Source organism: Chromobacterium sp. CV08 (assembly GCF_051129845.1).
In the GTDB taxonomy this organism is placed as follows: domain Bacteria; phylum Pseudomonadota; class Gammaproteobacteria; order Burkholderiales; family Chromobacteriaceae; genus Chromobacterium.
On record NZ_CP150453.1, the window covers coordinates 1,014,069 to 1,035,313 of the forward strand.

General features: G+C 65.9%; 17 protein-coding genes. All 17 read left to right on the forward strand.

The window, feature by feature from the left end:
* Window position 1: 1 nt before the first annotated feature.
* The 17 genes from WNM05_RS04780 to WNM05_RS04860 all read left to right on the forward strand — a co-directional run bounded on the left by WNM05_RS04780 (window position 2) and on the right by WNM05_RS04860 (window position 21,212).
* Complete coding sequence (locus WNM05_RS04780) at window positions 2-1,162, forward strand: methyltransferase domain-containing protein (RefSeq protein ID WP_434632931.1); 1,161 nt, start codon at window positions 2-4, stop codon at window positions 1,160-1,162.
* Window positions 1,156-1,746 carry an NUDIX hydrolase gene (locus tag WNM05_RS04785; RefSeq protein ID WP_434632932.1) on the forward strand — a complete coding sequence of 197 codons (591 nt, stop codon included), beginning with the start codon at window positions 1,156-1,158 and terminating at the stop codon, window positions 1,744-1,746. The genes WNM05_RS04780 and WNM05_RS04785 overlap by 7 nt, the downstream gene beginning before the upstream one ends.
* A gap of 131 nt (window positions 1,747-1,877) precedes the next feature.
* The gene (locus WNM05_RS04790; protein ID WP_434632933.1) at window positions 1,878-2,990 is read left to right on the forward strand and encodes a radical SAM/SPASM domain-containing protein; all 1,113 of its coding nucleotides are present in this window, start codon (window positions 1,878-1,880) and stop codon (window positions 2,988-2,990) included.
* 23 nt (window positions 2,991-3,013) lie between these two features.
* Entirely contained in the window at window positions 3,014-3,820 is an 807-nt protein-coding gene (locus WNM05_RS04795; protein ID WP_434632936.1) for a hypothetical protein, read from the forward strand.
* A gap of 7 nt (window positions 3,821-3,827) precedes the next feature.
* Entirely contained in the window at window positions 3,828-4,892 is a 1,065-nt protein-coding gene (locus tag WNM05_RS04800; RefSeq protein ID WP_434632937.1) for an NAD-dependent epimerase/dehydratase family protein, read from the forward strand.
* A 93-nt stretch (window positions 4,893-4,985) separates the two neighbouring features.
* Entirely contained in the window at window positions 4,986-8,534 is a 3,549-nt protein-coding gene (locus tag WNM05_RS04805; protein WP_434632940.1) for a hypothetical protein, read from the forward strand.
* Window positions 8,535-8,697: 163 nt separating this feature from the next.
* Window positions 8,698-10,443 (forward strand): radical SAM protein, encoded by a 1,746-nt coding sequence (locus WNM05_RS04810; RefSeq protein WP_434632941.1) that lies wholly within the window; start codon window positions 8,698-8,700, stop codon window positions 10,441-10,443.
* Window positions 10,444-10,679: 236 nt separating this feature from the next.
* Entirely contained in the window at window positions 10,680-14,537 is a 3,858-nt protein-coding gene (locus WNM05_RS04815) for a glycosyltransferase (protein WP_434632942.1), read from the forward strand.
* 176 nt (window positions 14,538-14,713) lie between these two features.
* Window positions 14,714-15,562, forward strand: coding sequence for a flagellin (locus tag WNM05_RS04820; protein ID WP_434632943.1), 849 nt, complete (start codon window positions 14,714-14,716; stop codon window positions 15,560-15,562).
* A 219-nt stretch (window positions 15,563-15,781) separates the two neighbouring features.
* A complete protein-coding gene (locus tag WNM05_RS04825) occupies window positions 15,782-16,630 on the forward strand; it encodes a flagellin (RefSeq protein ID WP_434632944.1) in 849 nt (282 codons plus the stop codon).
* 73 nt (window positions 16,631-16,703) lie between these two features.
* Window positions 16,704-17,132: a flagellar protein FlaG gene (locus WNM05_RS04830; RefSeq protein ID WP_101706844.1), complete on the forward strand. Its 429-nt coding sequence runs from the start codon at window positions 16,704-16,706 to the stop codon at window positions 17,130-17,132.
* Between the two features lie 38 nt (window positions 17,133-17,170).
* Window positions 17,171-18,532 (forward strand): flagellar filament capping protein FliD, encoded by a 1,362-nt coding sequence (fliD, locus tag WNM05_RS04835; protein WP_434632945.1) that lies wholly within the window; start codon window positions 17,171-17,173, stop codon window positions 18,530-18,532.
* A gap of 50 nt (window positions 18,533-18,582) precedes the next feature.
* Entirely contained in the window at window positions 18,583-19,020 is a 438-nt protein-coding gene (gene fliS, locus WNM05_RS04840; RefSeq protein ID WP_434632946.1) for a flagellar export chaperone FliS, read from the forward strand.
* Between the two features lie 8 nt (window positions 19,021-19,028).
* Window positions 19,029-19,364: a flagellar protein FliT gene (gene fliT / locus WNM05_RS04845; RefSeq protein WP_434632947.1), complete on the forward strand. Its 336-nt coding sequence runs from the start codon at window positions 19,029-19,031 to the stop codon at window positions 19,362-19,364.
* A 126-nt stretch (window positions 19,365-19,490) separates the two neighbouring features.
* The gene (locus tag WNM05_RS04850; protein WP_434632948.1) at window positions 19,491-19,844 is read left to right on the forward strand and encodes a DUF2802 domain-containing protein; all 354 of its coding nucleotides are present in this window, start codon (window positions 19,491-19,493) and stop codon (window positions 19,842-19,844) included.
* Window positions 19,845-19,852: 8 nt separating this feature from the next.
* On the forward strand, window positions 19,853-20,878 hold the full coding sequence (locus tag WNM05_RS04855; RefSeq protein ID WP_434632949.1) for a flagellar hook-length control protein FliK: 1,026 nt from the start codon (window positions 19,853-19,855) through the stop codon (window positions 20,876-20,878).
* Complete coding sequence (locus WNM05_RS04860; protein ID WP_434632950.1) at window positions 20,871-21,212, forward strand: EscU/YscU/HrcU family type III secretion system export apparatus switch protein; 342 nt, start codon at window positions 20,871-20,873, stop codon at window positions 21,210-21,212. The genes WNM05_RS04855 and WNM05_RS04860 overlap by 8 nt, the downstream gene beginning before the upstream one ends.
* The last annotated feature ends 33 nt before the right edge of the window (window positions 21,213-21,245 follow it).

Below are 21,245 nucleotides of genomic sequence, written 5' to 3' on the forward strand. Positions count from 1 at the left end.
GATGGCCGCCATCGAGCACTGCCGCCTGTGCGCGCAGCCGCTGTTTCCCGAGCCGCTGCTGGTGCAGCATGACATGCCGGCCGCAGCCCAGGGCCTGCCGACCGCCGAACAGCTGCCCGACGACCGCGGCGTGCGACTGGCGCTGCGCCAGTGCGGCGGCTGCGGTCTGGCGCAGCTGGACGCCGAGCCGGTGCCTTACTGGCGCGACGTGATCCGCGCCGCCGGCATTTCGCCGGAAATGCGCGATTTCCGCCTGGGGCAGTTTGGCGCCTGGCTGGAACGGCACGGCCTGAAGGGCCGCAAGGTGCTGGAGGTCGGCTGCGGCCGCGGCGAGTATCTGTCGCTGCTGGCCGAGGCCGGCGCCGACGCCTACGGCGTCGAGCATCTCGAGGACTCGGTGGACGCCTGTGCCCGGGCGGGACTGCGCGTGGAGCGCGGTTTCGTCGACGGTCCGGAAACGCGTTTGTCGGCGGGCCCGTTCGACGGTTTCATGATACTGAACTTCCTCGAGCACATCCCGAGCGCCCACCTGACGCTGCGGGGCATCGCCGCCAACCTGGCCGACGGCGCAGTCGGCATGGTGGAAGTGCCCAATTTCGATATGATCGTCGAGAAGGGCCTGTTCGCCGAGTTCATCCCGGACCACCTGTTCTACTTCACCGAGGGCACGCTCAGACGCCTGTTGGAGGCCAACGGCTTCGAGGTGCTGGACTGCCGCGCCGAATGGCACGACTACGTGCTGTCGGCCATCGTCAGGAAGCGCGCGCCGCAGGACCTGTCGGCGCTGGCCGCCTGCCAGGGCGCGCTACGCGCGTCCTTCGACGATTTCCTCGGCCGCTTCGGGGAGGGCAGGGTGGCGATCTGGGGCGCCGGCCACCAGGCGCTGGCGCTGATCAGCCTGATGGACATCGCCGGCCGCATCCGCTACGTGCTGGATTCCGCGCCGTTCAAGCAGGGCCGCTACACGCCGGCCACCCACCTGCCCATCGTGCCGCCGCAGAGGCTGCAGGACGGCGAGGTGGACGCGGTCATCGTGCTGGCGGCAAGCTATTCGGCCGAGGTGGTGCGCCAGATCCAGGCCCGGCACGGCGAACGCTTCGCCATCGCCTGGCTGGACGGCAACCGTCTGCAGACCGTATCCCCGGAGACCCGGCCATGCTGAACCGTTCGATAGACCGGCAACAGGCCGTTCTCGACGCGATAGACACCTTGAGGCAGGCGGTCGGCTCGGCGCGCGAAGGCCTGCCGGAGGACATCTTCCTCTTCGTCAGCAGCCTGACCCCGCTGATCAATGTCGACCTGCTGATACGCGACGAGCGGGGGCGGACGCTGCTGACCTGGCGCGACGACCGCTATTGCGGTCCGGGCTGGCACATTCCGGGCGGCATCATCCGTTTCAAGGAAAGCTCGGCCGACCGCATCGCCGCCGTCGCCGCCCACGAGCTGGGCGCCGCCGTCAGCTTCGACCCGCATCCGCTGTGCCGGCACGAGATGCTGGTCCCGAAGCGCGACGTCCGCGGCCATTTCATCTCGCTGCTGCACGCCTGCCGCCTGGAGACGCCGCCGGATCCCGGCCGTCGCTTCGACCCGGCGGCGCCGCGCGCCGGCGACTGGGCCTGGCACGCGCGCTGTCCGGACGACCTGATTCCGGTGCAGCGGGTCTACCGCGGCTATATCGACGACGATCCCGCGCTGCGCGGCGGCCCGGTGATTCAAGTTTCGGGCGGAAATGCCGAAGACCATTAGTAGAAATGCGCAAACGAACAAGCAGACAGAAGCGATATTCTGCACCGCCTCTCTGATACACTCGAAACAGCTGACTGCCATCGCGAAAGGCTCGCGGCCGCCGCGCCGCCGCGATGGTTAGGAGACACCATATGAACGCTCCTCTGGAAACCACCAACCTGGCGCTGAGCCAGGCAGAGCAGGCGAAACGCAACGACCTCGCCCGGCGCAAGCCCTATGTCGCGGCCAAGCTGGCGCGCATCGCCGAAATGGAAGAGCGGGGCGAGATCAGTCCCATCATCCGCCTGGAAAAGAGTTATCTGTGCAATTTCAAGTGCACGCACTGCTCGGCCGAATACTATATGGACCGCCACCTGAAGAATGTGATCAAGGTGGTCGACACCCGCAGCAAGATGGATTACGAGGACATCCGCAATCTGTCGCGGCAGGCCGACGAGCTGGGCCTGGCCCGCTTCGTGATCACCGGCGGCGAGCCGCTGGTGATGAAGGATTTCGACCAGGTGATCGAGGCGCTGGATCCGGACAAGCACTACATCATCACCGACAGCAACGGCTGGTTCCTTGATCTGGAGCGCGCCAAGCACCTGAAGTCCATCGGCGTCGAGAAAGTGCAGATCTCGCTGGACAGCTTCGTCGAGAAGGACCACGACAACTTCCGCAACAAGCCCGGCTCGTACAAGCGGGTGATGCGCGCCGTCGACGCTTGTCTGGACGCCGGCCTGAACCTGATCCTGTCGACCGTGCTGGTCAAGGGCCGGGCCAGGACCGAGGAGTTCCGCCAGATGTGCGAATACGTCACCGCGCGCGGCATCGGCCTGTACGTGTCCTACGCCAAGCCGACCGGCTCGTGCACCGAGCACCCGGAATTCGTCATCGAGAAAGAGGACGCCGACATCCTGCGCCAGCTGGAGAAGGAGTACAACGTCTTCTCCCACATGACGCCTTCCTACGGCTCGCACAAGGGCTGCATCACCGTGAAGGGCATCATCACCGTCACGTCGACGATGGAAGTGACGCCGTGCCCGTATATCGACTTCTCGATCGGCAATCTGCGCGAGACTTCGCTGAAGGAAGTGCTGGCGCGCGGCATGCGCAATCCGTGGCTGGGGCCGCATCGCCCCGACTGCCTGATCGGCGAGGATCCGAAGTTCATCAAGATCCACACCGAAAAGACCGCCGGCGCCAAGTTCCTGCCGCTGCCGTGGGGACAGGGCTTCTCCGACAACGATTCGCTGTACGATTGACGACGGCAGCAAAGGTTTCATCCATGAACGCACCAGACATGATCCAGCCGGGCACCGACGCGCCGCGCTTCGACGAACACGGCCGATGCCTGCCCCGCGCCGACACCCGCGCGGCCTGCCACCGGCAGACCCGGCGCTACTTCCTGCCGGCGCAGCCGCAGATCGACTACGCCGCGATACACCGCCGCATCGCCGCCCAGCTGGACGGCGTCGCGCCGGACGCGGCCGATTTCGAACGGCGCGCCCGCGGCGTGCTGGCCGGCATCGAGGCCGATCCGGCCACCCGCAGCCTGCTGAACGGCGTCCACGTGCCCTTCTTCCTGCCGCAGGCCAGCCACGACGACATCGGCGAGGCGCTGGAAGCCCGCTATCTGCCGGCCTTGGAGCGGGCCTACGCCGAGGCCCTGCCGGAGTACGGCTTCGTCAACCACCACAAGGCCGGTCTGTCCGGCGTGCTGACGCCGGCCGACGGCTCCCGCCACCAGGACCTGATCGCGGCGATGGCCCGCGGGCCGGTCGTCGGCGTCTATTTCCCCTGCCTGCTGGAGTATTCGCTGCCGGCGGCCGTCGAGCAGATGGCCGACCTGCCTGCGCACTTCCTGCTGGCCGGAGGCTACGACACCGCGGCGGCCTTCATCGGCTCGCCGGACCTGTTGCTGCGCAAGGACGGCTATCCGCCGCTGTTGTGGCTGTCCGGCCTCGACGGCGAGAAGGAGGGCGTCGGCTACCATTTCGAGGCCTACGGCTACGATCTGACCTTCAACCGCCGCGTCCATCAGGGCATGGCGGCCGAGTACTGGGCCAGCGGCCTGGTCGTGCTGGCCCAGTAGCCGCAGCATGCCAGCCGTTTGCGACGCCCGCGGCAGGCTGGGCGCCGACCTGGACGCCATCCTGGTCCGCAAGCCCGAGGTATGGGAGGCGCTGCAAGGCGCCTCGCTGTTCGTCAGCGGCGGGACCGGCTGGTTCGGCCGCTGGCTGCTGGAGGCCGTCGCCCACGCCAATGCGGCGCTGGGCGCCGACATCACGGTGCTGGCGCTGAGCCGCGATCCCGCCGCCTTCGCGCGGCGGGCGCCGCATCTGGCCGCCAATCCGGCGATACGCTTCCACGCCGGCGACGTGCGCGACTTCGCATTCCCCAGGCAGCGCTTCACCCACTTCATCCACGCGGCGACGACGTCGGCGCACGAGACCTTCAACGGCGAAGACCCGCTGAGCAAGTTCGACACCCTGGTCGCCGGCACCCGGCGCGTGTTGGACTTCGCCGCCGAGTCCGGCGCCGGGCATTTCCTGTTCACCAGCTCCGGCGCCGCCTACGGTCCGTCGCCGCAGGGCCTGCCGCTGCGGGAGGACGACGCGCTGGCGCCGGACACGATGGATGCGGCCAGCGCGCTGGGACAGGCCAAGCGAGCGGCGGAGTTCCTGTGCGCCGCCTATGCGCGGCGGCACGGCTGGCAGTTGAGCGTCGCCCGCTGCTTTTCCTTCGTCGGCCCGTTCATGCCGCTGGACATTCACTATGCCATCGGCAATTTCATGCTGAGCGCGATGCGCAAAGAGCCTATCATCATCAAAGGAGACGGCAGTCCGTTCCGCTCCTACCTGTATATGGGGGATCTGGTGGTCTGGCTGCTGGCGCTGCTGCGGCGCGAGGGCGAGCCGCGGCTGTTCAATGTGGGATCGGACGCGGCCGTCTCGATCGCCGAACTGGCGCATCTGGTCCGCGACCGCATCCACCCGGAGGGCGAGGTCAGGATACTGGGGAGGGCGGAGACCAGCGTCGGCAATCCGGTGCGCAATCTATACGTGCCCGACATCGGTCTCGCCCGCGAGGCGCTGGGCCTGGCGCCGTGGACATCGCTGGGAGACGCGATCCAGTATTCAGTCGAAGCATTTCGCGAAGCGTGACGCCGTCCGCCGGGCCCGGCTACCGCCCGGCCAACCGGCGCCGCGGAAACGGCGCCGGTTTCTCATGCATGGAATTCAAGAAAGCAAGAAGATATGCAGATCGAAAAAAAATTCTACAATGAGAACCACCAGCCTTATTACATCTGCGCGCCGGGCTATGCCCGGGTCTCCAACGGCATCCGCGCGATGCACCTGCTGTGCCACTACCTGAACAAGCTGGGGGAGGAGGCCTATGTCTTCTCTCCGGAAACCAATCCCGCGCTGCGCACGCCCTATCTGACCCAGGACATCGTCGACCGCCACAAGGCGAGCAAGCGATCGCCCATCGTCGTCTATCCGGAAGTGGTGCACGGCAATCCGCTGAACGGCGAGGCGGTGGTGCGCTACATCCTGAATCATCCGGGCCTGCTCGGCGGCCCCAAGGACTATCCGGCGTCGGACATGCTGGTGTTCTGGCAGCACGATTACGTCGACTTCTCCAAATACCCGGACCCGTCCTACATCTTCATCCCGTCGATAGACACGGCGATCTTCAATAACGACGACAATCCGGACGACGGCAAACGCCACCGGAAGCTGATCTATCCGGGGCGTTACACGCGGGCGCAGCAGGACTTCCCCGAGCTGTTCGACGACGCCACCGTCATCACCTATGACTGGCCGGAAAGCCACGAAGCGCTGGCGGCGCTGCTGCGGGAGGGCAAGGTGCTGTACACCTTCGCCAATTCGGCGATCATTTCCGAGGCGCTGCTGTGCGGCTGCCCGGTGGTGATCAAGGAAACGCAGTTCACCAGGAAGCCCGAGGAGCGGGCCGGCGACATGAAGGCGCTGGCCTTGCCGGGCGTCACGTTCGAGGACGCGCCGGACGCCATCGCCGCCGCGTTGGCGAAAACGCGGGATTACCAGCAGGTCTACCACCAGTATCAGCTCGAGCTGCTGCAACAGCTGGAGCATTTCATCGCCGCGTCGCAGAAACTGCCGCAAAGCGGTCCGAACGAGATCGTCTTCCCGTCGCTGCGGCCGCCGGAGGCCCCGGTCGACCCGGCGCAGCAGGCCTACGACGCCTGGACGGTCCGCCACGAGCTGAAACCCTTCCATGCGCAGATCCACGCCGAGCGCATGGTGCGCGGCTGGGGCGGACAGCCGCACTTCATCATCCTGATGCCGCTGAGCGCCGACGATCAGCAGCTGGCGGTGAAGTCGATCAACGCGCTGACGCAGCAACTGTACAAGCAGTGGCAGCTGATCTTCGTCGCCGATTTCGACGCGCCGAGCGAGGCCTTGCTGGGATCGGACACGCTGGGCTGGCTGCGCATAGACGACGCGCGCGATCCGGCCCAGCTGACGCAGGCCTACGCCGCCGTGCTCGGCGCGCTGCCCTGCGACTGGATAGGCATCCTGCCCGCGGGGGCCGAGCTCGAAGGCCACGCGCTGCTGTCGCTGGGAGACTACGCCGCGCTGCATCCGGAATGGCTGGCGATCTACAGCGACTGCGACACGCTGGGAGCGGACGGCAAACGCAGCCGGCCGGCGTTCAAGCCCGATTTCAACCTCGATCTGCTGCGCGGCGCCGACTACATCGGTCCGGCGGTCTGGTTCAAGCGCGACGCGCTGCAGGAGGCGGGCGCCTTCGCCGAGGCGCCCGGCGCCGACCGCTACGACGCCGTGTGGCGCCTGCATGACGCCTACGGCGCCGGCGTCATCGGTCATATCGCCGACGTGCTGGCCCACTTGCCGGACGGCGCGCCGCCGCAGGACGAGGCCGCGCTGGGCCAGGCGCTGGCCGCGCATCTGGCGCGCCAGCGCTGCGCCGCCGAGATCGAGCCGGGGCAGGCTGTCGGCAGCCGCCGCGTCCGCTATCCGGCGGCGGCGGGCGCCAAGGTGTCCGTCGTCGTCGCCGACGCCGACGACGGCGCCTGCCTGGCGCCGTGCATAGCGGCGCTGCTGGCCGGCGGCGCCGACGCCGTCGCCGAGATCCTGGCGGTGGCGCCGGCCGATGCCGAGCTGCCGGCCGGGGCGCGGCTGCTGCGCTGCGAGCCCGAACTCGGTCTGGCCGGCCGCCTCCAGCTGGGCGCCGAGGCGGCCGGCGGCGACTATCTGCTGCTGCTGGACAGCCGCATCGAAATCATAGGGACGGACTGGCTGCCGACCCTGCTCGGCCTGGCGTCGCGCGCCGAGGTCGGCGCCGTCGCGCCGCGCTTGCTGCGGCCCGACGGCAAGGCGATCTGGCGCGGACCGCTGCTGCTGGGCGCCGACGACGGCGCCGGCTCGGTCTTCGACGACGCCGACGCGTCGGCGCCGGGCCATCTGGGCCGGCAGCTGGTCGAACACAATCCGGGCGCCGTGCTGCTCGACTGCCTGCTGCTGTCGCGCGAGCGCTACCGGCAGGTCGGCGGCATCGACGCCGGGCTGGACGGCCCGCTGAGCGCCGCCGTCGACCTGAGCCTGAAGCTGCGCGCGGCCGGCGGGCTGCTGGTCTGGACGCCGTTCGCTTCGGCGCTGCGGCACCGGGGCGCGGCGGCCGACGACGCGGCGGGTTTCGACGATCGGGCGCTGTACCCGCGCTGGTACGGCGAGCTGTCGCGCGACGCGGCCCATAACCGCCATCTGAGCCTGGACAGCCGCCGGGCCTTCGAGATCGAGAATGTGTTCTCGGCCGAATGGGACGGCAGCTTCCACGAGCGCACGCGGATACTGGCGTTGCCGGCGGCTTCCGGCGTCGGGCGGCTGCAGGCGCCGCTGGCGCGTCTGATCGAGGACGGCCAGTGCCTGGGCACGCTGCTGCCGTCCGGGGAGCGGCTGCCCGGCACAGGCGAGTTCGAGCGGCTCGCGCCGGACGTGCTGGTGCAGGCGGCGCGTTTCGACCCGGCCTTCCTGGCCTGGCTGCGGCGCCATCGCCAGCGTCGTCCCGACATCCTGTCGGTGCTGATGCTGGACGCGCTGGACGCCGTCGACGGTCCGGCCTACGCGACGGCCCAGCTGCGGGCGATGGCCCGCGAGGTCGACAGAATCGTCGTGCCGACCGAACCGTTGCGCGAGCTCGTCGCGACGTTCGCGGCCGACGTCCGCCTGGTGCCGGACGCGCTCGACGATGCGCGTTGGAACGATCTGACGGCGCTGCGGCGCATAGGCAAGAAGCCCAGGGTGGGCTGGGTCGGATCGAGGGAGGAGGCCGGCGATCTGCTGCTGCTGTCCGGACTGATCCTGGCCACCGCCGACGAGATCGAATGGGTGGTGCTCGGCGATTGCCCGGAGGCGATCCGGCCGTATCTGGAGGAATATCATCCGTTCGATCTGGACGGCGAGCGCTACCCGATCAAGCTGGCCAGCCTGTGTCTCGATCTGGCGGTGATGCCCAAGGTCGTCCATTTCGGCAATCAGACGGCGAGCCCGCTGCGTCTGTTCGAGTACGGCGCGATCGGCGTGCCGGTGATCTGCACCGCGCTCGACGCCGTGCGCGGCGCGCAGGCGCCGGTGGCGCTGGTCGACAACGATATGGCCAGCTGGGGCCAGGCGCTGCGGGCGCGGACCGGCGATCTGGACGCGGCCGGCCGCGAAGGCGACGCCTTGCGCGCCTGGGTCAGGGAAAATTGCATGCTCAGCCAGCGCTTGCCCTTATGGCAGCAGGTGTTTGGCCGATAATGTGGTAACGGCGCGGCGTCCTCGACGGAGGACGCCGCGCGGGCGGCGCCTCGGACAGGCCGCCGGCGGGCAGTAGACGCAGACTTTATTCCGGTATTCAAACGATTGCGTATCGGCGGATGGTCCCGTGATGCGGGGCCGGCAGCCGATCGGGGAGGGATGAATGAAGAAAGTGCTGTTTGTCGTACCGATGCATATTTCCTGGGATTCGTTCACTAAGCCCGAGTTCTACAATGTGCAGCTGGCCAAGAGCGATGGCAAGGTTTACAACATCCCGCGCACCGACCTGCCGCTGGGGCCGTTGTCGATCTCGGCCTATCTGAAGAAATTCCTGCCGCTGGACGTCAAGCTGATCGACTTCAACGCCGAGGTCAACGCGCTGGACGCCGTGCCCTTCGACTGCTTCGAGGCCCTGTGCCGGCATTTCTTCGAGCAGATCCGGGATTTCCAGCCCGACTTCGTCGGCATCTCCTCGCTGTTCAGCCCGTCCTTCGCCAACTTCATGGACTGCGGGCGGATGGCGCGCGAGGTTTGGCCGGACAGCCTGGTGATAGGCGGCGGCAACATCCCGACCAACAGCTACGAGCAGATCTACCGCGAAATGGGCTGCACCTTCTTCGACGGCCTGTGCTTCGGCGAGGGCGAGAAGCCTATGCTGAATCTGCTGCAGGCCGAGGACCCGCGCGCCTTCCTGGAAAGCTCCGACACCTGGATCACGCGCGCCAAGGTGATGGGCGAGATGCTGTTCGCGCCCAAGCACGACTTCATCGACGATCTGGACGAGATTCCGTTCTTCGACTACGACCTGTGCGATATCGACAAGCACGAGATCAACCAGGTCGTCGCCTCCTACCACAATCTGGACAAGACCCGCGGCTTCCACGTGATGACCTCGCGCGGCTGCCCGTTCCTGTGCACCTTCTGCGCCTCGCACCGGACCCACGGCCGTTCGATGCGCTACCACTCGCTGGACCGGGTCAGGGAGGATTTCACCCGCCTGGTCGAGAAGTACAAGGCGGAGACGGTGATCTTCCAGGACGACCACCTGATGGCCGATTCGGACCGGGTCTACAAGATTCTCGACATCGTCAAATCGCTGAATCTGCATTCGGTCTACCAGAACGGCCTGACGCTTTACGCGCTGGACCGCCCGATGCTGGAGGCCTTCTGGGACGCCGGCGTCCGCCACCTGGTGCTGCCGGTCGAGAGCGGCAGCGAGAAGGTGTTGAAGAAGCAGATGAAAAAACCGCTGAAGATGAAGATCTCCGAGCGGGTGGCCAGGGATTGCCGCGAGCTGGGCATCTACACCAACACCAATATCCTGATCGGCATGCCCGGCGAGACCAAGGCTGACCTGGAGGAGGCCAGGCACAATCTGCGCGAGATCGCGTCGAACTGGTTCAACATCGCCTGCGCCAGCCCCATCGTCGGCAGCGAGATTCACGAAATCTCCCGCGACAAGGGCTACATCAAGATCAATGCGCTGGGCTCGGACTACCGCACCGCCGTCATCAATACCGAGGACTTCAGTTCCGACTTCATCCAGGAGTACCAGTACTTCATGAACCTGGACCTGAACTTCGTCCACAACTACGACATACGCTGCGGCAATTACGCCTGGGCCGAGCGCGGCCTGAAAAACGTGCTGAGGCTGAAGAGCGACCATGCGCTGGCCCATTACTATCTGGCCGTGTGCTACCGGGAGACCGGCAGGGCGGAACTGGCCGCCCGGCATCACGACAGCTATCTCGAGGCGGTGAAAGGCCGGTTCTGGGGCCGATGGGCCTGGATTTTCGGCCTGGAGGGCGTCAATCCCGACGACTGGTCCGCCGCCGACTACGGCCTGCTGGGCGAGATTCTGCAGCCGCCGGCCGACGAGTGCCCGCTGCCGATGGCGGCGCAGGCATGAGCCGTCCGGGCCGGCTCCCGCCGGCCCGGACGAGCGGAAAATTCGCTTAATGATATCGGCGCCGTCATGGCGGCGGGTTTTCTGTTGTACGCTTACGGAATTGAGGACGGACCACCGCCGGCGGCGGCCGTCCGCCTCGCCCGCTCTATTGGCCGCTGCGCCGCCGACTCGCGCGCAGCGGCTTCGATTCATTCATGACCCAGCGAGCCGCAGCCATGAACTCTCAGGAAAATAATGTGGAACCACAAGAAACTCGCAAGCCGCGCATAGGGGTGCTGACCCGCGACCTGCAGGACGCCGCCTGCTACAAGCTCAGGCTCGGCGATCCGCTCGGCCTGATGTCGCCGGTGGTGGACGCCTATCTGTTCCGGAACCAGGCCGAGTTCAGCTTCGAGGCCGTCTACCCGTTCAAGGACGACCGCGAGTTCGTCGACGCGATGGACATGTTCGTCGTCCAGCGCCTGTTCCCGTATCCGGAGTTCCGACCGGTGCTGGAGATGATAGTGGAGTCCGGCAAGCCCATCGTCTACGAGCTGGACGACTGGCTGCTGAATGTGCCGGAACAGCACGTGATGTACGATCTGTGCTGGCCGGCCTTCGAAGGCATAGAGTGGCTGCTGCCGAAATGCTCGCTGGTCACCGTGTCGACCGAGGTGCTGGCCGGCAAGGTCAGGCCGTATAACGACAAGGTCTTCGTCTTCCCGAACCATCTGGCGCAGGGGCGGCTCGTGGAGCCGCAGCCGCACAGCGGCCAGATCACCATAGGCTTCGCCGGCACCAGCACCCACGGCAAGGACGTCGAGATGATTTCGTCGGCGCTGCTGCGGATCTACCACGAGTACGCCGGCCAGGTGAAGTTCGTGTTCTGGGGCGACGTGCCGCCGGACTTCGTCGGCATCAAGGATGTGCGCAAGGTGCCGGAGTTCGTCACCTACAACGAATACCTGGCCGAACTGGCCAAGCTGAAGATAGACATCGGCGTCGCGCCGCTGGTGAAGAGCGACTTCAACGATTACAAGTCCGACCTGAAATGGCTGGAGTACGCGGTGGTCGGCGCGGCCGCCGTGGTGTCCGACGTGCTGCCGTACGCCGGCCTGAAGGACGGCGAACTGGCGGTGGTGGCGGAAAACACCGAAGACGGGTGGGTGGCCGGCATCAGCAAGCTGATCGACGATCCGGCGCTGCGCGCCCGCCAGGCCGAGAAGGCGCGGCGCCACGTGCTGGACCATAGGCTGCTGGAACGGCACGTCGGCGATCTGCTGGCCGAATACGCCAAGCTGCTGCCGGCAAGGCTGCAGCCGCAGCCGCTGACGCAACCGGGTCCCATCATTCCGTACACGCTGGGCGAGACCGACATCGACGGCTCCAAGGCCTACCGCAAGTGGGTGAAGCGCCACCAGCTGCGCGAGGTGCACGCCGAGCAGCTGGCCGAGCGGATGATGCTGGGTTGGAAGCAGGTGCCGCTGTTCAATCTGATCATGCTGGCGCCGTCGGCCAAGCTGGCGCGGCTGTCGGAAAGCTTCACCGCGATGGAGGACCTGTTGTACCGGAACTGGCGCCTGATCGTGATTTCCGACGCCTCCGAGCCGGATCCGGTGTTCAGCAGCAGCCCCCAGCTCGGCTGGGTGCAGCTGGACAGCATGGACGACGATTCCCAGGTCGCCGCGGTGGTCAACGGCATCATCGCCGACGTGCCGTCGGACTGGGTGATGCTGCTGCCGGCCGGCGCGCGCTTGCAGCCGAACGCGCTGGCGCGGCTGGGCGAGGAAATCCACGCGCATCCGGAATACGGCGCCATCTATTGCGACCACGACGTGGTCTCGCCGATGGGCAAGCGCTTCCGTCCGGCCTTCCTGCCGGACTTCTCGCCCGAATACCTGCGCTCGATGGATTACGTCAGCTACGCGGTGGCCTTCAGCCGGGAGACGCTGGCCAAGATAGGCGGCATCCAGCCGTATCCGCGCGCCCACTGCTACGACGCGCTGCTGCGCGTGTACGAGGGCGGGGACCGCGGCGCGATCGGCCACATCGACGACATGCTGGTTTCCCTGCCCTGGGTCGATCCCAAGACCGACAGCCTCGGCAACGCCTCGCGCCGGGTGGCGCTGGAGAGCCACGCGGCCCGCTGCGGCCTGCCGGTGACGCTGCTCGACGGCCTGGTGCCGGGCACCTTCTGCTACCAGTACCAGCTGCTGGCCTCGCCGCTGGTATCGGTGATCATCCCGAACAAGGACAAGCTGGAGTGCCTCGAGCCCTGCCTGAACAGCCTGTTCGGCATCACCGGCTACCAGAATTTCGAGGTGCTGATCGTCGACAACGCCTCGGAGGATCCGGAAACCTTCGAATACTACGAGAAGGTCCAGGCCCGCTATCCGGGCCGGGTGCAGGTTCTCAGCTACGACGCGCCGTTCAATTTCTCGGCCCAGTGCAATATCGGCGCCCGCGCGGCGCGCGGCGAGTATCTGCTGCTGCTGAACAACGATACCGAGGTGGTGTTCCCGCACTGGCTTGAGCGGATGCTGGCGACGGCGCAGCAGCCCGGCGTCGGCGCCGTCGGCGCCCGCCTGCTGTATCCGGAGATCGGCCAGGTGCAGCACGCCGGCATCGTGCTGGGCATGCCCGGCGGCATGTACTCGGTGGCCGACCACGTGTTCGAGAGCCTGGACTACCTGTACGCCGGCTATCTGAACCGCAGCCTGACGATGCAGAACTACTCGGCGGTCACCGCCGCCTGCCTGCTGGTCGAGAAGCAGATCTACGACGCGGTCGGCGGCATGGACGAGGAGGTGTTCCAGGTCTGCTTCAACGACGTCGACTTCTGCCTGAAGGTCCAGGCGGGCGGCCTGCGCAACGTCTACAACCCCTTCGTCGTGCTCTACCACCATCACGCCAAGAGCATAGGTCGGGTGACCACCGACCCGCGGCCGGCCTTGCGCGCGGCGGTGCGCGAGCGGGAGGAGATGGAGGCGATGCTGGAGCGCTGGCTGCCGGTGATCGCGAACGACCCCGGCTTCAACCGCCATCTGTCGCTGCGCACGCGGCGCGTGGCGATAGAGTCGGACCGCCTGGTCGCCTGGGACGCCAAGCTGCCCGGACGCAAGCGGGTGCTCGGCATTCCGGTGCCGGGCGGCAGCGGCGAGTACCGGCTGAGCCAGCCGCTGTCGGTGCTGCAGGAGAAGGGCAAGCTGGACGGCGAGATCCACCAGCCGTCGGCCGGCATCGCGACCGTGGTCGAGCTGGCGCGCCAGGCGCCCAACACCGTGCTGCTGCACACCGGCATCAGCGATTACATCTACGAGACCATCGGTGCCTACCGCCGCTACCTGCCCGACCTGCGCATCGTGTTCGGCCTGGACGACCTGGTCGGCGGCGTGCCGGAGAAGAGCAGCCTGTACGACCACTGGTCGCGCCACTATCCGGACGCCAAGCAGCGGCTGCGCCGCGTGCTGAAGCTGTGCGACGCCGCCGTGGTGTCGACGCAGCCGCTGGCCGACTTCATCGAGAAGATGGTCGGCGAGGTGGTGGTCGCGCCCAACCGGCTGCGCAGAAGCATCTGGGGCGACCTGAAGTCGCAGCGGCGGGCAGGCGACAAGCCGCGCGTCGGCTGGGTCGGCGCCGGCCAGCACCGCGGCGACCTGGAGCTGATACACGAGGTGATCCTGGCCACCTACAAGGAGGTGGACTGGGTGTTCATGGGCATGTGCCTGCCGCAGTTCCGCCCGTATGTGAAGGAGATGCACCACGCGGTGCCGTTCGGCGAGTACGCCGCCAAGGTGGCCAGCCTCAACCTGGACCTGGCGGTGGCGCCGCTGGAGCTCAATCCGTTCAACGAGGCCAAGAGCAATCTGCGGCTCTTGGAGTACGGCGTGCTGGGTTGGCCGGTGGTGTGCACCGACATCTATCCGTACCAGACCAACGGCGCGCCGGTCTGCCGCGTGCCGAACCGGGCCGAGGCCTGGATAGAGGCGATACGCGCCCGCGTCAACGATCTGGACGGGCTGGCGAAGGAGGGCGACGCGCTGAAGGCCTGGTTCGACCGCGACTACTGGCTGGAGGACCACTACGAGGAATGGTTCCGCGTTTTGCACGGCTGAGCCGCCCAAACGCCCGCGCACGGCCCCTCCGGGGGCCGTTTTCATTTGATACGCGCCGATTCGGCGCGTATTTTTGGTAATAGTGCCATTTTCATAAGCATTCCCCGGCCGGAGCCGATCTTGCTGTCAACAGGCAAGAACTTTCGATGGTCCTCTGGGCCGATAAGGGGAATGAAATGGCAATCACCGTCAATACCAACCTGGCCTCGCTGCAGGCGCAGATCAATCTGAACAGCTCCAGCAACTCGCTGTCCCAGTCGCTGGCCCGTCTGTCTTCCGGCCTGCGCGTCAACAGCGCGAAGGACGACGCCGCCGGCCTGGCGATTTCCCAGACCCTGACCTCGGCCATCCGCGGCAACAACCAGGCGATCAAGAACGCCAACGACGGCATCTCCGTCGGCCAGACGGCCGAAGGCGCGCTGGGCCAGATCGCCAACAACCTGCAGCGCATCCGCGAAATCGCCGTGCAGGCGTCGAACGGCTCGGTCAGCAACACCAACCGTTCGCAGCTGCAGAACGAAGTGGACCAGCTGACCCAGGAAATCTCGCGTATCGTCCAGACCACCGAGTTCAACGGCACCAAGCTGCTGTCCGGCGGCGCGACGCTGACCTTCCAGGTCGGTTCGTCCGGCTCCTCCGACAACCAGGTTTCGGTGTCCGCCACCGACCTGACCTCCGGCACCACGCTGAAGTCGTACAACTCCGCGCTGACCGCCACCGGCACGATCAACGTCACCACCCAGGGCAGCGCCTCGGCCATCCTGTCCTCGCTGGACGCCGACATCTCGCAGATCTCCAATGTGCGTTCGACCTTCGGCGCCGTGCAGAACCGCTTCGACGCCGTGGTGTCGAACCTGCAGAACTACACGTCCAACCTGACCGCCGCCAACAGCCGCATCATGGACGTCGACTTCGCGTCGGAAACCGCCAACCTGACCAAGAACCAGATTCTGCAACAGGCCGGCAGCTCCATCCTGAAGCAGGCCAACTCGCTGCCGCAGTCGGCGCTGACCCTGCTGCAATAAATCGGGGAGTCGGCCCGGCCGCCGCGGTAAGAGGCGGCGCCGGGCCAGGCGGAACAAGGGTTTTGGCGATGGAGACGACGATGGGCTGAGGCGGGGTGCGCAAGACGCGACGAAAGAAAATGTGAAAATTCACGTTTTCGCCGTAAAGTTCGGAATGTGCCGGCCGATATGCAGTGTAAGCAAGCCTCTTTGCCCACACTGAGTATCAGGAGAGTCATCATGGCCATTACCGTCAATACCAATATTTCGTCGCTGCAAGCGCAGCTGAACCTGAACAATTCGCAGATGTCGCTGTCCCAGTCGCTGGCCCGTCTGTCTTCCGGCCTGCGCGTGAACAGCGCCAAGGACGATGCTGCCGGTCTGGCCATTTCGCAGACCCTGACTTCGGCCATCCGCGGCAACAACCAGGCGATCAGCAACGCCAACGACGGTATCTCCGTCGGTCAGACCGCTGAAGGCGCGCTGGGCCAGATCGCGAACAACCTGCAGCGTATCCGCGAAATCGCGGTGCAGTCCGCCAACGCCTCCGTCAGCAACACCAACCGTTCGCAGTTGCAGAACGAAGTGGACCAGCTGACCCAAGAAATCTCGCGTATCGTGCAGACCACCCAGTTCAACGGCACCCAGCTGTTGTCCGGTAGCGCGGTGCTGACTTTCCAGGTCGGTTCGTCCGGCGCCAGCAGCAACCAGGTTTCGATTTCGTCGGTGGACATGACCTCGGCGGGCGTGCTGTGTAGCTACAGCTCGGCGCTGACCGCGACCGGTACGATCAACATCACCACCCAGTCCGGCGCCTCGGCCATCCTGTCGTCCCTGGACTCCGACATCGCGGAAATCTCCACGGTGCGTTCGACCTGGGGTTCGGTGCAGAACCGGTTTGACGCCGTCGTCGCCAACCTGCAAAACTACGTGCAAAACCTGACCGCGGCCAATAGCCGGATCGTGGACGTGGACTTTGCTTCGGAAACGGCTAACCTGACTAAGAACCAGATTCTGCAACAGGCCGGCGCGTCGATTCTGAAACAGGCCAATACTCTGCCTCAAGCAGCCTTGACGCTGCTGCAATAGGTGTAAACTGATGGTATAGCCAGTCTGCAGCTCCGGTCGGGCAGCCGGAGCTGTAGCCATTAGGAGCGTGATCATGCAAATTCCTTCCATTTTGTCGCCAGCAACAACCGCTGCAGCCGCTCCTGTGCCTCGTCAGCAACTGGTTGAATTGGCACAAGCGCCTTCTAATGACCCGAATCAGCCGGTACTGGCCGATTCGAGCCAGGCTGTCGCCGCGGCTGGGCAGAGCCAGCAGCAACAGTCTTCTGCCGATGCGCAGCAAAAGCAGCAAACCGATCCCAAGCAACTGCAGGACTCGGTAAACCAGCTCAACAGTATGGCGGAGGAACTCAACAACAGCTCCTTGCAGTTTTCCGTCGACAAGGACACCGGCTCCACCGTGGTCAAGGTCGTCGACAAGGACAACAACAAGGTGATCCGCCAGATTCCGTCCGAGGAGGCGTTGCGCATCGCGAAGGCGATCGGCGACTTCAAGGGACTCCTGCTGAAGGACAAAGCCTGATCTGATTGTCCCGATGCGGCTAGAAACATGGGGATAACATGACAGCCATTACCAGTTCCGTGGGTGCATTGGATGTACAGGGCATCGTCAGCCAGCTGATGATGATTGAAAGACAACCGCTCAGCGCCAGCATGCAGCGGTCGAATCAGTACAACACGCAGCTCAGTACGGTCGGCAAGCTCAGTTCGTCGTTGTCTGCCCTGCAGACGGCGATGACTTCGTTGGCTTCCGGGCGCTTCCTGCAGGTGTTCAAGGCCTCGGTCAGCGATACGTCGATGGCCGCCGTCTCGACCAGCAGCGGCGGCAACTCCGGCACGTTTCAGATTTCGGTCGGCAATCTCGCCACCAACCGGCAACTGGTGTTCGACCAGCTCGGCGGCCAGAACATCACCGATCCGAAGGCCGTGATCAGCGGCGCGCCGGATGAGTTGACCTTCCAGATCAACGGCAAGACGCAGACCGTCAAGCTGCGCGACAAGCCGGGCGACCAGGTGACGCTGCAGACGATCAACGACAAGATCAACAGCGCCGGCGTCGGCCTGAACGCGTCCGTCGTGCAGAACGGCACACAGTACAAGCTGGTGCTGGCGTCCAGCGAATCCGGCACCGACAACCAGTTCAAGATCACCGGCGGCGGGAGCGATTCGGGCGACACCGCCGGATCGACGCTGGCCGGTCTGACGCAGAGCTCCACCGGCGCCCAGGAGTCGCAGAACGCGAAGAACGCCAGCCTGACGGTCAACGGCGTCGCGATCTCGGCCGGCAGCAACAAGATCAGCAGCGCGGTGCCGGGCGTCGAACTGGACCTGTACAAGACGGGCAGCTTCACGGTGACGCTGGCGCCGGACAATGTCGGCATCGGCAAGGGCCTGCAGTCCTTCGTCGACGCCTACAACCAGGTGATCAGCGACGTCAAGGACGCGCGCAGCGGCACGCTGAAGGGCAACGCGTCGGTGCTGGACATCCAGACCCGGCTGCAACAGGTGCTGGCGACCGGCGTTCCCGGCGCCGACCCGGTCAATTCGGTGGCCTTCCTGGCGCAGGTCGGCATCTCGCTGCAGAAGGACGGCACGCTGAAGCTGGACCAGAACGCGTTCAACGACGCGTTGAAGAAGGACAAGCAGGCGGTGAGCAATCTGTTCGGCAACCCGGCCAATACCGGTTTCGCCCAGCGCTTCAACCAGGAGATCAACTCGATGCTGGGGCCGAACGGCGTGATCGAAACCAGCAAGGCCTCGATCAAGAGCCGCGTCAACACCGAGACCCAGCTGCAAAGTTCGCTGCAGGCGCGACTGGACTCGAAGCAGACCCAGCTGATCCAGCAGTACACGGCGCTGAACAAGACGCTGGCGCAGATGCAGTCCGGCTCCAACAGCCTGTTCAATATGATTTCCAAGTAGAATCGAGCGCCGGGCGGCGTCCGCCGCCCGGTGGTTCGAGAAAGTGACCCATGCTGAATTCACGAATGCTCAAGCAGTTCAATCAGGCCTATTCCAACGATGCCCTGAAGACTGCGGTTTACGGCGCCAGCCCGGTTGGCATCGTCGTCATGCTTTACGAGGGCGCGGTCAAGGCCTTGAATTCGGCGAGTCTGGCCATCGACGCCGGTCGTTTCGACGAAAAGGCGCGGATGATCTCCAAGGCGGTCGACATCCTCGAGGGCCTGCGGGTGTCGCTCGATCTGGATCTGGCGTCCGAGGCGGCCGTCAATCTGAACGACCTCTACATCTATATGAAATTGCGGCTCGCCAAGGCCAGCCTGAAGAACGACAAGGAAATCCTGGCCGAAGTCCGGACGCTGTTGGAAACCATCCTGCCGGCCTGGCAGCAGGTGGACAGGAGCGGCGGCGCCAAGCAGGAAGCTGCCGGTGCGCAGCCGGGAGCCTGAGCGCGGACATGGAGCGGCAATTTGCGATGACGGCGGCCGGACTGGCCGAATTGATAGACGCGCTGGAGCCGCTGGCAACGAAGTTGCTGGAGGCGGCCGGCAAACAGGAGCGGCCCAGCTTCATCGAGCTGTACCGCCACCACGAGGCCTATACCCAGCAGCTGCTCAGGCGGCTGGAGGCCGGGGAGCGGCAGCATTTGACCGACAGGCAGCGAGAGACGCTGCAGCGCGTGCTGGCGCTGCGCGAACAGATCCAGCAGCGGATAGCCGGCTGGGCCGAGCAGGTGAAGGGCGAGCTGCGCGCGCTGAGCCAGAGTTCGAAGCTGAATCGCGAGTATAAATGAGCGCCCGGCGGTCGCCGCCCGGCGCCGGCCGGGGCGCGGCCGGAACGCAGGGTTTCGACTTGGGTTGCGCCGTGTTTCGCCATACACTTAAAGTCAATGCGGATGCTCACCCGAGGGGAATTCTCCATGTCCGGCGCCTTCTTCCCTTACCTGATGGCTGTACTGTGGCTCGCTCTGGCGGCGGCCGGCGTCTACCTGTTCGGCAGGCTGCGTCGGCTGGAGGGCAAGCGCGACAGTCTGACGGCGCTCTATCTGGATCAGCAGCAGCAGCAGATCAGCGCCTTGCAGCGCGACGTCGCCCGACTGCAGTCCCGTTTCGAGCATCAGGCGCAGGGCGAGTCGGGCCTCAGTCCGTACAACCAAGCAATCGAAATGATACGCCAGGGGCTGACCGCCTCCGAGGTGGCGTCGCGTTGCGGCATTTCCCGCAGCGAGGCCGAGCTGATCGTTTCCCTCTACCGCAATAGTCCGACTTCATGATTCCGTCGTTGCCGAATGCCGTAGCCGCGTCCACGCAAGGATCGGCGCAGAGCCTCCCCCAGCTTAGAACCGCGATAGACAGCGTCAAGCTGTTGGAGGCGCTCACCCAGCCGGGCAAGATGCCGTCGCTGATGGTGGGCGAGTTGCTGACCGCCAAGGTGGCCGATCAGCTCGGCAACAATCAGCTGGCGGTATTGATCAAGAACGCGCTGTTCACGCTGAGCCTGCCGCAGGGCGTGACGCTGTCCGGCGATACGCTGAACCTGAAGGTGGCGTCGCTGGAGCCGGCGCTGACCTTCGTGCTGCAGGACGGCGGCAAGGACGCGGCGCCGCCGCCGCAGGACGGCTCGGTGGCGGTCAAGCTCAGCCAGGCCTCGCGTTATCTGACCACCTTGCTCGGTTCGGGCCAGCCTGAGGCCGCCAGCAAGCCGCTGCAGCTGGATGCGGCGCAGCAGCCGCCGGCGCAGTTGGCCAAGCAACTGCAGCAGGACGTCAGGCAGAGCGGCCTGTTCTACGAGTCGCACCTGAAGGACTACAGCAACGGCCTGCATCCGCTGGAGCAGCTGAAACAGGAGCCGCAGGCCAAGCTGACGCTGACGCTGCAGGCGCTGGACAGCGAGCAGAAGGCCGGCGCGGCGGCCGGCGCCAAGCCGCAGGCGCAGCTGCAGGAGCTGGGTGGCCTGGTCCAGCGCCAATTGGACGGCCTGGAGAACCGCGCGGTCCAGTTCCAGGGCATGGCCTGGCCGGGCCAGCCGATGCAGCTGATGATCGAGCAGGAAAAGCTCGAGAACGAGCGGCGCGGCAGCGGAGACGAGGACATCCCGACGTGGAACACCAGTCTGGCGCTGGAATTGCCGGCGCTGGGCGGCATGGCGGTGAGGGTGCGCCTGGTCGGCCAGACGGTGCAGGTGTCGTTCAAGGCCGACGAGGAGGACACCGGCCAGATGATACGCCAGCATGCGGCCCGGCTGCAGAGCGGCATGGCGGCCGCCGGCCTGACGCTGGCCGGCCTGATGGTGAGCCAGCATGAGTAGCGCCGGGCAGGACGACGACAAGCGCCGTTCGGCGGTGGCGCTGTCGTATCAGGACGGACAGCGCTCGCCGCGTGTGGTGGCCAAGGGCTATGGCCAGATGGCGCAGCGCATCATCGAATGCGCGCAGGAGGCCGGCGTCTTCGTCCACGATTCGCCGGAACTGGTATCGCTGCTGATGCAGGTCGATCTCGACAAGCACATCCCGCCGGAGCTCTACCGCGCGGTCGCTGAAATCCTGGCCTTCGTCTACTACCTGGAGCGCCGCGCCGGCTCCGAGGACGCCGAATTCGAAGACTGGCTGGCCGGTCGGCAGAGCCCGGTCGGCAACCCCTGATCGCTTCCCCACTGGCGCCGCCCGGCGCAATCG

What these genes read in the sequence shown, in the direction of transcription:
- WNM05_RS04850 (WP_434632948.1), top strand. Translation starts at nt 19,491, where the DNA reads ATGTCCGGCGCCTTCTTCCCTTACCTGATGGCTGTACTGTGGCTCGCT.
- WNM05_RS04780 (WP_434632931.1), top strand. Translation starts at nt 2, where the DNA reads ATGGCCGCCATCGAGCACTGCCGCCTGTGCGCGCAGCCGCTGTTTCCC.
- WNM05_RS04810 (WP_434632941.1), top strand. Translation starts at nt 8,698, where the DNA reads ATGAAGAAAGTGCTGTTTGTCGTACCGATGCATATTTCCTGGGATTCG.
- WNM05_RS04795 (WP_434632936.1), top strand. Translation starts at nt 3,014, where the DNA reads ATGAACGCACCAGACATGATCCAGCCGGGCACCGACGCGCCGCGCTTC.
- WNM05_RS04790 (WP_434632933.1), top strand. Translation starts at nt 1,878, where the DNA reads ATGAACGCTCCTCTGGAAACCACCAACCTGGCGCTGAGCCAGGCAGAG.
- WNM05_RS04860 (WP_434632950.1), top strand. Translation starts at nt 20,871, where the DNA reads ATGAGTAGCGCCGGGCAGGACGACGACAAGCGCCGTTCGGCGGTGGCG.
- WNM05_RS04830 (WP_101706844.1), top strand. Translation starts at nt 16,704, where the DNA reads ATGCAAATTCCTTCCATTTTGTCGCCAGCAACAACCGCTGCAGCCGCT.
- fliS (WP_434632946.1), top strand. Translation starts at nt 18,583, where the DNA reads ATGCTGAATTCACGAATGCTCAAGCAGTTCAATCAGGCCTATTCCAAC.
- fliD (WP_434632945.1), top strand. Translation starts at nt 17,171, where the DNA reads ATGACAGCCATTACCAGTTCCGTGGGTGCATTGGATGTACAGGGCATC.
- WNM05_RS04785 (WP_434632932.1), top strand. Translation starts at nt 1,156, where the DNA reads ATGCTGAACCGTTCGATAGACCGGCAACAGGCCGTTCTCGACGCGATA.
- WNM05_RS04825 (WP_434632944.1), top strand. Translation starts at nt 15,782, where the DNA reads ATGGCCATTACCGTCAATACCAATATTTCGTCGCTGCAAGCGCAGCTG.
- WNM05_RS04800 (WP_434632937.1), top strand. Translation starts at nt 3,828, where the DNA reads ATGCCAGCCGTTTGCGACGCCCGCGGCAGGCTGGGCGCCGACCTGGAC.
- WNM05_RS04805 (WP_434632940.1), top strand. Translation starts at nt 4,986, where the DNA reads ATGCAGATCGAAAAAAAATTCTACAATGAGAACCACCAGCCTTATTAC.
- fliT (WP_434632947.1), top strand. Translation starts at nt 19,029, where the DNA reads ATGGAGCGGCAATTTGCGATGACGGCGGCCGGACTGGCCGAATTGATA.
- WNM05_RS04820 (WP_434632943.1), top strand. Translation starts at nt 14,714, where the DNA reads ATGGCAATCACCGTCAATACCAACCTGGCCTCGCTGCAGGCGCAGATC.